The organism is Vagococcus penaei, assembly GCF_001998885.1.
GTDB classification, from domain to species: Bacteria; Bacillota; Bacilli; order Lactobacillales; family Vagococcaceae; genus Vagococcus; species Vagococcus penaei.
The window spans coordinates 273,621-288,007 of record NZ_CP019609.1 but is presented as its reverse complement, the minus strand read 5'-3'; the positions used below and the strand labels follow the sequence as shown (position 1 = coordinate 288,007).

Sequence of the window (14,387 nt, the reverse complement as noted above, 5' to 3'; positions counted from 1 at the left end):
TAATGAAGCTTCTTAACTGATTTTTCAGTTGAGAAGTTTTTTTGTATAATGAAAAGGTTTGATTGCTAACTGGCAATCAAACCTTTTCAAATTAATTATTTGGTATTTTTTTCAGAGACAAATTCATGATTATAGAACTTACTATTTTGAGAGAGTTCTTCATTAACTTTGTCTAATCCATCACGCTCGATCAAAGTTTTTTGAGATGAACTTAAATCAGTCCCTAAACCAAGTCGATCACCTTCAATTTTAACACCCATACTCGATAAAATAGTTGGATACATATCAAATGGGGCAAAATCACGGTGTGACGTCTTAATATCGTGATTTGAGAAATCAGCATTTAAAATCAAATTAGTTGTTGTTCGGTGATAATCAGTGTCCCAGCCCTTAAAGAAGTTTTTATCCATGCTTAAGTGGTCACCAGTTAAAACAATCGTCGTATTATCATAGAATGGTTGCGCCATAATCCAGCGAACAAGTTCGACGACTTCTTTTTGTGAATGTGCAATCACGTTAGCATATTGCTTTTCAAATGGACGTGGCGTATCTTTTTCAATATAACCATCTGGGAAATGTGTATCAGCATTCTCCATTGTAAAGTTAAATGGTTTGCCCTCTTGTGACAATCTGGTCATCTCTTCTTTAGCGAATGCATATAATTTTTTATCCTCAAATCCCCACCAAACATTATAATCTTTTGGTATTTTTCCAGCTTCACGTGCGTATTTCACATCATAAATATGAAAATCTTCATGGTTATTAAAGAATGAAGTTAATCCTCCAAAATCAGCATCAGCACCAAACATAATAGTTTGATTATAACCTTCCTGATTTAAAATGTTTCCAATAGCGGTAGCTCCTGGTAAGAAATAACCAGATTTCCCATAAGAATTACCATTCATTGGAATTTTAAGTGGTAAACCAGTACTCATATTAACCATGGAAGCAACTGACCAACTTGAGCCATACGTCTGATGTGGTCCTCCTAATTTATCAGATTCAGAAAAACTAATGCCTTCTTTTGTCAGAGCCATTAAATCAGGCATGAGATTATCATCCATATAGCCACCATTTTTTTTATCATAAAAAGAATTTTCATAAGACTCTAAATAGATATGAACTAAATTACGTTTCTTTTCTGGAAACACAATCTTAGTTTTATCTGGATTAACGTAATTATCTTGGATATATGGTGAATCATCAAAGTAAGCATTATAAACTTCAACTAAGCGTAACCGTTGAACGCTATATAAAACACCAGAAACAGCCAAGAGTACGCTAGTAGCCAATAAAATGTATTTGCTGACTTTATTAGGTACAGTAGCTGTATGCTTAATGACTAAATCGTAAGGATTAACTAGTAATAATCCAAATAATGTAACAATGAAAATCACTTTTAAAACAGGTCCGTTGTAAATAGAGACATAAAAATCAGAAGCAGTCCCTGTAATCGGTGAATTGAAGTTGAAGATAAATTGTTCAGGTGTTAATTCACCAAAATAAGAAATGAACCAATCACTACCAACAAATAGAAAGGCACCAAGAGCAAAAAGAATAAATGCTAGAACATTTAAGATAATTTGCGATACCCGTCTTTTGCCTTGCGTTTTTGATAGTTGGAAGATACCAGTCATGAATAATTGAATGATTAATAGTAAAAAACCAACTACTAATGTTACAGCAAAATATTTATAAATGAAACTGGTTGCATAATTAGCTGAGCTTAGAACATACTTTTTGTCTAAAGCGAAACGAATGAACGCTAGGGACGTAACATTAATCAATATAAAGCTCTTTAAAACTTGATAAATCAGACTTTGCCATTTTTTTGGTGAAAAAATCAAAAAATTAATGATCCCAAATAATAGACCGACAATACTATAAATTACTACTTGCATGAAACCTCTCCTTTATTTTCCTTCTATAAGAATAGCGAAAACGGTAAGTGTTTTCAATCTTTTTTTTATTTTTCTTATTTCTTTTCAATTATTAGCCATGTTAATCACTTTTGTTCACTAAGGTTTTATTGTAAAATAGAGAGATGTGTTATAATAATGTGACAATTAAAATCAAACCTTAGTCTGATGTATTTTTTAGAGTAATTAGCTATAGTTTAGATTATAAGGAGTGACAAAATTGCTAAAAATAAATATGTTCTCTTCAGCTGATAAAGTAAAGGGACAGGGCGTGGGTAGTGCATACAATGAATTGATTAATATGTTGAAAAAACGCTTTTCAAATGATTTTTCTGTTAAAATCAATCAATATTCAGCATCTGATATTTCACACTATCACACAGTTGATTTACCATACTATTTGTCGACTTTTTTTAGAAAAAAACGAGGTCGCTTAGTTGGATATGTACATTTCGTACCAGCAACTTTAGAGGGTAGTTTGTCAATTTATCCACCTTTTTTAAAAGTTTTTAACTGGTATTTAGTTAAATTTTATCAACGAATGGATGAGTTAGTTGTTGTAAATCCATCATTTATTGATGAGTTAGAAAAAATTGGTATTGAGCGTGAAAGAGTAACGTATATTCCTAACTTTGTTTCAACCGAGGATTTTTATGAAGTTAGTGATTCGTTAAAGCAACAATGGAAACAAGAATTATCTTTAGCTGATTCCTCACTTATCGTAATGGGGGCAGGGCAAATTCAAAAGCGTAAAGGTCTGGATGATTTTATCTATTTAGCCAAAACGAACCCTGAGATAACATTTGTTTGGGTCGGTGGTTTCTCATTTGGTAAAATGACAGATGGCTATGAAGATTATCAGAAAGTTTATAAAAATCCACCTGCTAATTTGATTTTTCCAGGAATTGTTGACCGAGAAAAGATGGTTCAATATTATAATATTGCAGATATTTTTTTATTACCTTCTTATAATGAGCTGTTTCCCATGTGTATCCTTGAGGCTTTTAATTGTGGGACGCCTGTGATGCTAAGAAATTTGACTTTATATCATTCAATTATTGAGGGTGACTATCTTCCTTGTGAGGATGTTTCAGAGATGGACCAAGTCATTAATGACTGTAAGGAAAATCCACAATTATTATCTGAGTACGAGGAAAAATCGCGACGTGCCGCACAATTCTATAGTGAAAATAATGTGGCATCTCTTTGGAAAAAATTTTATACAAGTGTAGCAAATAAAAAGTGATAAGTTTAATTAATTAGGAGGTAGTTATAAAGTGAAGGTTGGTTTTTTTACGGATACGTATTTTCCTCAAGTCAGTGGTGTATCAACGTCAATCCGTACGTTAAAACAAGAATTAGAGGCTAGAGGGCATGAAGTCTATATTTTTACTACTACTGACCCTAATGCTTGTGATGATGAACCACGAGTCATTAGGATGCCAAGTATTCCGTTTATTTATTTTAAAGAGCGTCGAATTATGGTTAGGGGCATGACGTACGCTTATTCAAAATGTAAAGAATTAGAGTTAGATTTAATCCATACTCATACTGAATTTGGTGTTGGCCTTCTAGGTAAACTAACCGCAAAGGGTTTAGGTATCCCATGTGTTCATACCTATCACACTATGTATGAAGATTATTTGCATTATATTGCTCACGGGAAATTGATTCGACCAAGTCATGTGAAGCATATTAGTCGATTATTTATTCAGCATTTATCTGGTGTTATCTGCCCAAGTCAACGAGTTGTTGATAAATTAGAAGAATATGGGGTTGAGACACCAAAACGAATTATTCCAACCGGAATTGATATTGAGAAATTTCGTCCAGTTGCAGAAATTGAGAAAACTGCTCTAAAAGAAGCTTATCATTTAGATGAAGATGCGATCGTCTTATTATCAGTGAGCCGAATTTCATATGAAAAAAATATTCAGACATTGTTGTATGGTATGCCAGATATCGTTAATGCTTTTCCAAAAGTGAAATTATTAGTTGTTGGTGATGGCCCATTTAAGAAAGATTTGGAAAAATTAGTTAAAACATTGAGTATTGAAGAGCATGTCATTTTTACTGGAGAAATTGCCAACAATAAAGTGTCGATTTTCTATCAAATTGCTGATGTCTTCGTGAGTGCATCAGATTCAGAAACGCAAGGACTAACATATACTGAAGCCATGGCTGCTGGAACACAAGTCGTTGCGAAAGGGAATAGCTATTTAAATGGGCTATTTGATAAAAAAAGTCTCGGACAAACTTTTGAGGAGAATAATCAATTTGCGTCAACTTTGATTGAATACATTCAAGATAAACATTTGCCAGATAAGGCTGATATTTCTAAAAAGCTATACGATATTTCGAGTGTTGCCTTTGGTGAACGTGTCGAGCAATTTTACGAAGATTCAAATCGTCATTATTATTTATTTCAACAAGATAAGACGCTCGATAATGATTTAGATGATGAAGGCATGACGGCCATTAAGTTTTTAAAAAATAAATTTTAGTAGGGGGTTGGCATGAATAAGAAAAATATTTTGTATTTATTCATTGCCTTTCTATTAGGTTTCCTAGTTATTGGCAAAGAATTTAAAGAAGTATCATCAGCTGACATTTTTGATGAATTGCATCATATTCATGTCATTTACCTAATTATTGCATTTTTGTGTATGTTAATTCACTGGGGTATTGAAGCTAAAATCATTCAACTTTTTTTAAAACGTACCAACCCTAAATATTCATTTTGGAATGCTTATCGGATTCCGTTAATTGAGCACTTATTTAATGCTATTACTCCATTTTCAACAGGAGGACAACCTGCCCAAATTGTTGCCCTCAGTAAATCAGGGGTCGATCCAGGTGTAGCGACATCAGTCAGTTTAATGAAGTTTGTCGTATATCAGGTCTGGATTGTTATCAATTTTATTGTTTGTATTTTATTTGGTTTTAAGTGGATTTCGGTTAACTTAAAACAAATGACCTATTTAATTATACTAAGTTTTATTATTCATTTTATTATTGTCGTTTGTTTATTAATGGTCATGTACTGGTATCCCTTTACTAATAAATTAGTGACGTGGTTCTTTAATATGATGACACGTGTAAAAAAAGGGCCTACAACCAAAGCGTTAAAACGTCGTGTCTTTGAGAAGATGACGAATTTTTATGAAGAAAGTCGCTATCTAAAGGATCAACCACTCTTAATGATTAAAGCTAGCTTATTAACTATTTTACAATTAGTTGCCTACTATATTGTTCCTTACTTTATTTTGTTAGCTTTGGGTGTTAATGATGTTAGTCCAATTCAAGTGATTGTCTTTCATGCATTTATTATTATGGTGATTTCCCTCTTTCCAATTCCTGGAGGTACAGGAGGGGCTGAGTACAGTTTTACCTTGTTATTTGGCACGTATATCGCACTAACAAGTAAGATGGCTTTTGCAATTTTACTTTGGCGAATTGTGACTTACTATGTTGGTATTTTGTTAGGATTAGGTGCACTAGTGATTAAACCTAAAAAAATAAAATCTGGTTAAGAAAGTCGTCTTTTTAGGCGACTTTCTTTTTTATTTGTTATAATAGTTATATTATTATGATGAGGTGATTAGATGAAAAAAATCGGATTTATTGGTACTGGTGTCATGGGTTCATCGATTATTAAACATTTACTAGCTGAAAATTACGAAGTCTTTGTCTATAATCGGACTAAGAAAAAAGCTGATACTGTTGTGTCAATGGGAGCGACTTGGTGTGATTCACCTAAAGAGGTAACTAATCAAAGTGACTTAATTTTCACCATGGTGGGCTATCCGCAAGATGTTGAGGCAATTTATTTTGAAAAAGAGGGTATTTTTGAGGGGAATGTTAGGGATAAAATCTTAGTCGATTTAACTACTAGTACACCTTCTCTAGCTGAAAAACTGTATAATCATGCCAAAAAGCTTGGTGCAAACAGTTTAGATGCTCCAGTATCTGGTGGTGATTTAGGTGCGCAAAAAGGCACGTTGACGATTATGGTTGGTGGAGATCAGGAAATTTACAATCAAGTTGTGCCACTTTTTAATGCGTTTGGCAGTAAAGTTAATCTACAAGGAGCAGCTGGTTGCGGACAACATACTAAAATGGCAAATCAAATTATGATTGCCGGTACGATGACGGGCATGACTGAACTTTTAGTCTATGCTGAAGCGGCTGGACTGGATTTAGAAACAGTTTTAGATACAGTTGGTGGAGGAAGTGCAGCTAACTGGTCATTAACGAATTATGCCCCACGGATTTTAAAAGAGGATTATACAGCTGGTTTTTTTGTGAAACATTTTGTGAAAGATTTAAAAATTGCTTTGGATGAAGCAGACAAAATGAATTTGACATTGCCTGCAACAGAAAAAGCATGTGAACTTTACGAATCGCTTGAATCTAAGGGATTTGGCAATGATGGAACACAAGCATTGATTAAACTTTGGTGGGATTAATAAAAAAATTTGATAAATTTAAAAAAAACTGCCACTTTTCAATGCATGTTGGCAAGCTTTCTGTTACAATAAAACAGAACTAATTTGAAGGAGGCTAGCTCTATGAAAAATTCCCAACTAGCAGCAATCCTTAAGAGATTGAGTGCCATGATAGAGTCTAATGATAGTGAAATTCAAGTTCGCCGTTTTGAACGTGATGGACAAGAACGTTGTATTGTTACTTTTGATAGTAACAGTGACATGTTTGAATTGACTGAAGTTGCTACTCAACAAACGTATCAATTTGACGATATTGATCTAGTTGCATTAGAAATTTTTGAATTATTACAAGATTAATGAGAGTTAACGAGTCTGAGATGGCCTCCTAAATTATTTAGCGAGGGCGTCTCAGATTCTTTTTATGTCACAAATACTAAAAAAAGGAATGAGTATCATGGAATCATTACCTAGATTATACGAGCGTCATTTAGCTTTAGCTAAAGTAAAACTAGAAGAAGGTGATAAGACAGCTGCTTTAACACATCTAGAAGAGGCATATCGACTTAATCAAAATATAGAAGTGATTGAATTATTAAGTAACTGTTACTTGTCAGAAAAAGATTATCAAGCATGTTGGGTGTTGATTCAGCATCATCGCCACTTGTTTTTGTCCAACGTTGCTTTAAGTTTGACTTATATTCAAGTAGCTGTTGGATTAGAAAAATATCTAACATTGGCAACTATTAAGAAGCAACTAAGTACTGAATGTCAAACAAAACTTGGTCAACAAATTGATCAAGTTTTAGCTGCATATGAATTAATCGAGTCGGCTAAGATACAGCAGTGCTACGATAATTTATTACAAATCACGACTTATCAACCTAAACAACAATTAATAATTAGTCTACAAATTGAAAAATTATCGCAAAAGTCATTTGTGAATTTATGCCACAGAGTACTAAAAGAACCTCTTCTTATACGTCCGATACGTACTGAATGGTTTAATCAACTTGTTTCTTTAAAATCGAACAATCCACTCTTTTTAAGTGATTATGAAGAAAATTTACGGGAAATAGTCCCAAAAGATGTCAAGTCTCTTAAAGAAGTAACTAATTATTATCATAAGACATTCACTGATTTAGCTGACCGGTATCAAATTGAGCAGTCACTAATTCCCGAGTTACGACAACATCTCACTCTTCAAGTAGGCTATGCTTATCCTTTCATCAAATGTGACGCTTCATTTGTGATTACTTGGATCATGGCAGATTTAATACAGTATGAATTACTCCAACGTGAGCAAATTATGGAGACACTAACGGAACTATCCGACATAAAAAAACAACAAAAACAAATTGATTCTTTAATTTTGTTAACAATTGGAAACACATAAATTTAAAAATGTTTACAATTTGTCTGAATTGGTGTAATATTGTGGGGTGTGCAAGAGCTTTATGACTTGTAAAAACAGATAATTCGGAGGTATATTTAATGTCTGCAAAATGGGAAAAGAAAGAAACAAACGAAGGAATTTTAACAATTGAAATTCCTCAAGATAAAGTTGAAACAGGCTTAAAAGCTGCATTTGACAAAATTAAACATAATATCAATATTCCAGGTTTCCGTAAAGGGAAAGTACCACGTCAAATGTTTAATAAAATGTATGGAGAAGAAGCACTTTATGAAGATGCTTTAAACCATATTTTACCTGAAGTGTATTCGGTAGCTGTAGAAGAAGCAGGGATTGATCCAGTTTCTCAACCAAAAATCGATATTGTTAGCATGGAAAAAGGTCAAGACTGGGTAGTTACTGCTGAAGTAACAGTTAAACCAGAAGTTAAATTAGGTGAATACAAAAACTTAACAGTTCCTGCACAAGATCGTACAGTAACTGATGAAGAGGTTGAAGCTAACCTAAAAGCTAAGCAAGAAAGCCAAGCTGAATTAGTTATTAAAGAAGAGGCTGCTGTGAACGGTGATACTGTTGTTATCGACTTTGAAGGTTTCAAAGACGGTGAAGCTTTTGAAGGTGGAAAAGGCGAAAACTATTCACTAGAATTAGGTTCTAATTCATTCATTCCTGGTTTTGAAGACCAATTAATTGGTACTAAAGCTGGAGATGATGTAGAAGTGAAAGTTACTTTCCCAGAAGCATACCAAGCGGAAGATTTAGCTGGCCAAGAAGCAGTATTTAAAGTAACTGTTCATGAAGTAAAAGCTAAAGAATTACCTGAATTAGATGACGAATTTGCTAAAGATATCGACGAAGATGTTGAAACATTAGCTGAATTACGTGAAAAAGTAAAAGCTGAATTAATTTCATCAAAAGAAGCTGCTGCAGCAGAAGCAATTGAAGAAGCTGCAATTGCAAAAGCTGTTGAAAATGCAGAAATTATTGATTTACCAGAAGTTATGGTTCACGATGAAGTTCACCGTGGCATGAATGATTTCTTAAACAATATGCAACGTCAAGGTATCTCACCTGAATTGTACTATCAAATGACTGGTACAACTGAAGCTGATTTACATAAACAATTTGAAGGCGAAGCTGAACCACGTGTGAAAACTAATTTAGTGATTGAAGCGATTGTAGCTGCTGAAAATTATGAAGTAACAGAAGCTGATATTGATGCAGAAATTAAAGAATTAACTGAACAATACGGCATTGACGAAGATGCAGTCCGTAATGCATTAAGTAAAGATATGTTATCTCATGATATTAAAATGAAACGTGCCGTTGATGTTATTACATCAACAGCTAAAGAAGAAGCGTAATTATTAAGTTTCTTTATAACTAGTTAATTAATCTGTAATAGGCTCTCAACATTGTAGATTCTAGAAAATTCTAGTCTATGGTGTTGAGAGTTTTGACATATTAAATGATTTGTGATAAGCTATTTTCCGCATCTTTTTTGATGCAATCGCTACATTATTATGGTACTATAAATTAGATGAAGAACAGATTAATTGTATAGTCTAGGCCTTTTAGTAGGCCTTTTTTAAATAGGGGGTAAGTGTGCATGTATGACAACACTGGAGAAAAAACAGATGTTCGGTGCTCGTTTTGTGGTAAGCCACAAGATGAAGTCAAAAAACTAGTAGCGGGACCAGGTGTTTATATCTGTAATGAATGTATTGATTTATGTAAAGAAATTATCGATGAAGAAATGCAAGATGATATGGCATCAGATTTAATTAATGTTTTGAAACCAAAAGAAATTTTAGAAATTTTAAATGAGTATGTGATTGGTCAAGAACGTGCAAAACGTGTCTTAGCTGTTGCCGTTTACAACCATTATAAGCGTGTACAACAAATGACACTTGAAGATCATGAGGATGCGGATACATCTGTAGATGACGAAGTGGAATTACAAAAAAGTAACATTTGCTTGATTGGACCAACTGGTTCAGGGAAAACGTTCCTAGCTCAAACTTTAGCTCGTACACTAAATGTACCATTTGCCATTGCTGATGCAACAAGTTTAACAGAAGCTGGCTATGTGGGTGAAGATGTTGAAAATATTCTTTTAAAATTATTACAAGCAGCTGATTTTAATGTTGAAAAAGCTGAGCATGGGATTATTTATGTGGATGAGATTGATAAAATTGCTCGTAAAAGTGAAAATGTCTCAATTACACGTGATGTATCAGGTGAAGGTGTACAACAAGCACTCTTGAAAATTTTAGAAGGTACTGTCGCTAGCGTGCCACCTCAAGGGGGACGTAAACATCCACAACAAGAATTAATTCAAATTGATACAACGAATATTTTATTTATTGTTGGTGGTGCATTTGATGGTATTGAAACGATTGTGAAAGAACGATTAGGTGAAAAAGTGATTGGTTTTGGCTCAACTAACCAAAAACGAGCATTAGAAAAAAGTATTATGTCACAAATTATTCCAGAAGATTTACTAAAATTTGGTTTAATTCCTGAATTTATTGGTCGTTTACCAGTGATGGCTTCTTTAGAGAAGTTGACAGAAGCTGATTTAGTGCGTATTTTAACTGAACCTAAGAATGCTTTGGTTAAACAATACAAAAAATTATTATCTTTAGATGCGGTTGATTTAGAATTTACTCCAGGCGCTTTAAACGAAATTGCACGTCAAGCAATTGAACGTAATACTGGGGCACGTGGCTTGCGATCAATCATTGAGGATATTATGATGGATGTTATGTATGATATTCCAACACGTGAAGATGTCGAAAAAATCACAGTCACCAAAGAAGCTGTTGACGGAAGTGGTCAACCTGAATTAACTTTGAAAAAAGTAAAAAAATAAAGCTTATTATCTAGAAGAGCCAAGTTTAAACTTGGCTCTTTTTTTGTAAACAATCGACTAAAAATTTACTTTAACTGTACGTAAAAGGGGTATTTTAAAGTGAAAATAGTAATTATCAGGCATAATTTAATGATTTTACAGTAACTTTACACAATCATTGGTTTGAAATTTACAAAGACTTGTTACACTTCGTTTGTAATAAAAAAACAAAGGAGCTATTACAAACATGAAAAAAATCTTATTATCTTTATCAACAGTTGGTTTATTAGTAGGTTTAGCCGCTTGTGGCAATAACGATACAACGAAAAGCAGTGCTAGTGGGAAAGATACAGCAAATGAGAAAGTAGAAATCACAGCGGTTGGCTCAACTGCGTTACAACCATTAGTTGAGAAGGTTGCTGAAATTTATATGACGGATAATCCTAATGCATCAATTACTGTACAAGGTGGAGGAAGTGGGACAGGATTAACACAGGTTTCAAGTGGAGCAGTTGATATTGGGAATTCCGATGTATTTGCTGAAGAAAAAGATGGGATTGACTCATCAAAAATTGAAGACCATCGAGTGGCAGTGGTCGGTGTCGCTCCAGTTGTTAATAAAGAAACTGGTGTGAAGACTGTTTCTGCTGACCAATTGAAAGACATCTTTACAGGCAAGATTACTAATTGGAAAGATGTTGGTGGTAAAGATCAAAAAATTGAATTAATCAATCGTGCTGCTGGAAGTGGAACGCGTGCAACTTTTGAGCAGTGGGCTTTAGAGGGCGCAGAACCTGCTAAGGGACAAGAACAAGATTCTTCAGGAACAGTTAGAAAAATTGTTGCCGAGACACCTGGAGCAATTAGTTATTTAGCTTTTTCATATATTGACGAGTCAATCCAAGGTTTAGCTATTGATAATGTCGAACCAAAAGATGAAAATGTTCAAGATAATTCTTGGAAGATTTGGGCTTATGAGCACATGTATACCCAAAAAGATGCAAAAAAAGGTGTGCTTGACTTTGTTGACTATGTGAAAAGTGATGACGTTCAAAAAAATGTTGTCAAAGAATTAGGTTATATTCCAATTAATGGTATGTCAGTTGAACGGTCTGTCGATGGGACAATTAAGTAGTGACTCGACTGAATTAAATTTCGAGGAATTGTTTGAACTTATGCTATAATTGAAGCAAACAATTGTTAGAAAGGATGCTTTCTCCATTATGAAACGAATGTTAGTAGTTGATGATGAACCAAGTATCACAACACTGTTAAAATATAATCTTGAAAAAGAAAACTTTGTCGTAGATATTGCTTACGATGGTGAAGAAGCTGTTAATGCAGCATTGAGTCAGGTCTATGATTTTATTATTCTAGATTTAATGTTGCCTAAGTTAAATGGTTTTGATGTCATTAAGCGCTTGCGTAAAGAAAAAATAAACACGCCGATTATCATGTTAACTGCTAAAGATGACACAGTTGATAAAATTATTGGGTTAGAGATGGGCGCTGATGACTATTTAACGAAGCCCTTTAGTCCACGGGAATTGGTTGCAAGAATTCGAGCGGTCGAGCGCCGATTTGAGCATTTGCCAAAATCCACTGAACAGACAGATAATGATTATAAACCAATTGAAATAGGTGAACTAGTTGCTTACCCTGATGCTTATCGGGTCTTGAAAAATGATGAGGAAATTATTTTTACTAAAAAAGAATTTGAGTTACTTATTTATTTTATGCAACGGGTGAATCGGATTATTGGTCGTGATGAATTGATGCAGTCGATTTGGAAAGATGATATGTATCATTTATCGAGAACAGTTGATATTCATGTGAGTCACCTTCGAGAAAAAATTGAAGTTGATCCTAAAAAGCCTAAATATATTATTACCGTCCGCGGCTTTGGTTATAAATTTCAGGAGCCAGAGCGTCATGAAAAATAAACAAAAGATTTTTAAACCGAGCTTGATTGTTTTATTTGTTGCAACACTATTTATTGTGGGTGGTATTTATACCACCTATTTTTTTAAAGCAGAAGTGATTAATCAGCAGCAAGAAAAATTAGAGACTGAAATTGATGTGTTAGTTCCATTTGTCAATCAATCAGGGAAATTGATTATTCCTACAAGAGAATTTAACCAAAGTATTCCTGATAATGAGCGCTTAACGATTCTAGATGTAACAGGAACAATTATTTATGATTCGTCCCAACAATTAAATGCTAAAGGGTCACGAGATAAGCGGCCTGAAATTCAGATAATATTAGAAAATCAAAAGGAGATTGGGGTGGCAATTCGAGAAAGCCAAACGATTGGTGAAAAATATCTTTACGTGGCTAAAGGGATTTATCATGAGAATCAATTGATTGGCATCATGCGTTTGTCTGAAAAATATACTGGCATCTCTAGTCATTTAAAACAATTTCAATGGAATCTTTTTGGAGTCTTTTTATTGATAGGATTGGCAGTTTTAGTGATGTATCTTTATATTATCAAGCAAACGAAAAAACCGTTACAATTTATTTTACCTATTTTAAAAAATGCGATTCGGCATCCCCAACAAAAACAAGCAGTTGTAAGTGCACCTGAAGAATGGGAAGAATTATATCAAACAGTCTATGAATTAATGGATGAGACAACTATGTTATATTATAAGCAACTTCAAAATGAAACCAAACTGCATTTTTTATTTGAAAATGTGACAATTGGTATTTTTATTTTAAATCAATCACTTGATGTTGTATTAGCGAATCGTGTGACTGAGCAACTATTTAATCAATCATTTAGTGTAATGCCATTTGATCAATGGTTTCAGCATCAGCAATTGTCTAATTTGATTAAGGAGGCCAAAGAAACTCAGCAACCTACTCAAGGGGATATCAAGTTAACTGGGCCTAAGGTGCGGTATTTAAATGTTAGAATTCAATTGTTAGAGTCTGATACTGATGAAATTGAATATGTCGGAATTATTTATGATATTACTGATATTCGCCAAATTGAACGCTTGCACGAAGATTTTATTAGCAATATTTCACATGAGTTAAAAACGCCAACGACATCTATTATGGGGTTTGCTGAAACCTTATTGAATGGTGCAAAAGATGATCCTGAAGTAACCACTGATTTTCTAACAATTATTGAAGCGGAAAGTCAGCGTTTATTAAATTTGATTCAAAATATTATGATGCTGTTAAAAACAGAAAAAGATATTTATTTATTAGATTCAGTTTCGACTAGTCCTAAAATAGTGATTGAAGAAGAATTAGAACGTTATCAGTATAAATTAGCTGAAAAAGCAATAAAGGTTACATTTGATAGTGCTGTAACGCAGAAATATTTATTACCTGGGAATGCTTTTCAGTTAATTGTTAAAAATTTATTGGAAAATGCAATAGAATATTCTAATCCACAAGGTCAAATTTTTATTTATCTAGTTGAGCAAGAGCAACAATTTATTTTTACTGTTGAAGATACTGGTGTTGGTATTTCTGAAAAAGATATGGCACGTATTTTTGAACGCTTTTACCGAGTGAGCCAATCACGGCAACGTAATACTGGGGGATCTGGTCTAGGATTATCAATTGTTGAGCACTATGTCTCAATTTTAGGTGGTACCGTTAAATTAACTAGTGAACTTGGTGAAGGAACAACGGTAATTGTTAAAATACCAATAGAAAGCAAAGAGTGAACGAGAACTGTGTTCATTCTAGCTTTTTTTTGTTATGATAGAAGAGATTTTAATAGAAAGAAGTGAAT

12 protein-coding genes are annotated in these 14,387 nt (G+C 33.6%); 11 read left to right on the top strand and 1 reads right to left on the bottom strand.

Features of this window, described 5'->3' with window-relative positions; genetic code table 11:
• Positions 1-95 precede the first annotated feature (95 nt).
• On the bottom strand, positions 96-1,901 hold the full coding sequence (locus BW732_RS01325) for an LTA synthase family protein (RefSeq protein ID WP_077275097.1): 1,806 nt from the start codon (positions 1,899-1,901) through the stop codon (positions 96-98).
• Between the two features lie 238 nt (positions 1,902-2,139).
• Between BW732_RS01325 and BW732_RS01320 the strand changes: the two genes are divergently transcribed.
• From BW732_RS01320 to BW732_RS01270, 11 genes are all read left to right on the top strand, one after another.
• On the top strand, positions 2,140-3,165 hold the full coding sequence (locus tag BW732_RS01320; protein WP_077275096.1) for a glycosyltransferase family 4 protein: 1,026 nt from the start codon (positions 2,140-2,142) through the stop codon (positions 3,163-3,165).
• A gap of 31 nt (positions 3,166-3,196) precedes the next feature.
• Positions 3,197-4,423 (top strand): glycosyltransferase family 4 protein, encoded by a 1,227-nt coding sequence (locus tag BW732_RS01315; RefSeq protein ID WP_077275095.1) that lies wholly within the window; start codon positions 3,197-3,199, stop codon positions 4,421-4,423.
• 12 nt (positions 4,424-4,435) lie between these two features.
• Positions 4,436-5,452 (top strand): lysylphosphatidylglycerol synthase transmembrane domain-containing protein, encoded by a 1,017-nt coding sequence (locus tag BW732_RS01310; RefSeq protein ID WP_077275094.1) that lies wholly within the window; start codon positions 4,436-4,438, stop codon positions 5,450-5,452.
• Positions 5,453-5,524: 72 nt separating this feature from the next.
• Positions 5,525-6,388 carry an NAD(P)-dependent oxidoreductase gene (locus BW732_RS01305; RefSeq protein WP_077275093.1) on the top strand — a complete coding sequence of 288 codons (864 nt, stop codon included), beginning with the start codon at positions 5,525-5,527 and terminating at the stop codon, positions 6,386-6,388.
• 102 nt (positions 6,389-6,490) lie between these two features.
• The gene (locus BW732_RS01300) at positions 6,491-6,724 is read left to right on the top strand and encodes a YkuJ family protein (RefSeq protein WP_077275092.1); all 234 of its coding nucleotides are present in this window, start codon (positions 6,491-6,493) and stop codon (positions 6,722-6,724) included.
• Between the two features lie 97 nt (positions 6,725-6,821).
• Positions 6,822-7,760 carry a hypothetical protein gene (locus BW732_RS01295; protein ID WP_077275091.1) on the top strand — a complete coding sequence of 313 codons (939 nt, stop codon included), beginning with the start codon at positions 6,822-6,824 and terminating at the stop codon, positions 7,758-7,760.
• A 98-nt stretch (positions 7,761-7,858) separates the two neighbouring features.
• On the top strand, positions 7,859-9,142 hold the full coding sequence (gene tig, locus BW732_RS01290) for a trigger factor (RefSeq protein WP_077275090.1): 1,284 nt from the start codon (positions 7,859-7,861) through the stop codon (positions 9,140-9,142).
• A 245-nt stretch (positions 9,143-9,387) separates the two neighbouring features.
• Positions 9,388-10,653: an ATP-dependent Clp protease ATP-binding subunit ClpX gene (gene clpX, locus BW732_RS01285; protein ID WP_077275089.1), complete on the top strand. Its 1,266-nt coding sequence runs from the start codon at positions 9,388-9,390 to the stop codon at positions 10,651-10,653.
• 226 nt (positions 10,654-10,879) lie between these two features.
• A complete protein-coding gene (locus BW732_RS01280) occupies positions 10,880-11,767 on the top strand; it encodes a phosphate ABC transporter substrate-binding protein PstS family protein (protein WP_077275088.1) in 888 nt (295 codons plus the stop codon).
• An 88-nt stretch (positions 11,768-11,855) separates the two neighbouring features.
• Positions 11,856-12,575: a response regulator transcription factor gene (locus BW732_RS01275; protein ID WP_077275087.1), complete on the top strand. Its 720-nt coding sequence runs from the start codon at positions 11,856-11,858 to the stop codon at positions 12,573-12,575.
• The gene (locus BW732_RS01270) at positions 12,565-14,319 is read left to right on the top strand and encodes a sensor histidine kinase (RefSeq protein ID WP_077275086.1); all 1,755 of its coding nucleotides are present in this window, start codon (positions 12,565-12,567) and stop codon (positions 14,317-14,319) included. Before BW732_RS01275 ends, BW732_RS01270 begins: the two co-directional genes overlap by 11 nt.
• The last annotated feature ends 68 nt before the right edge of the window (positions 14,320-14,387 follow it).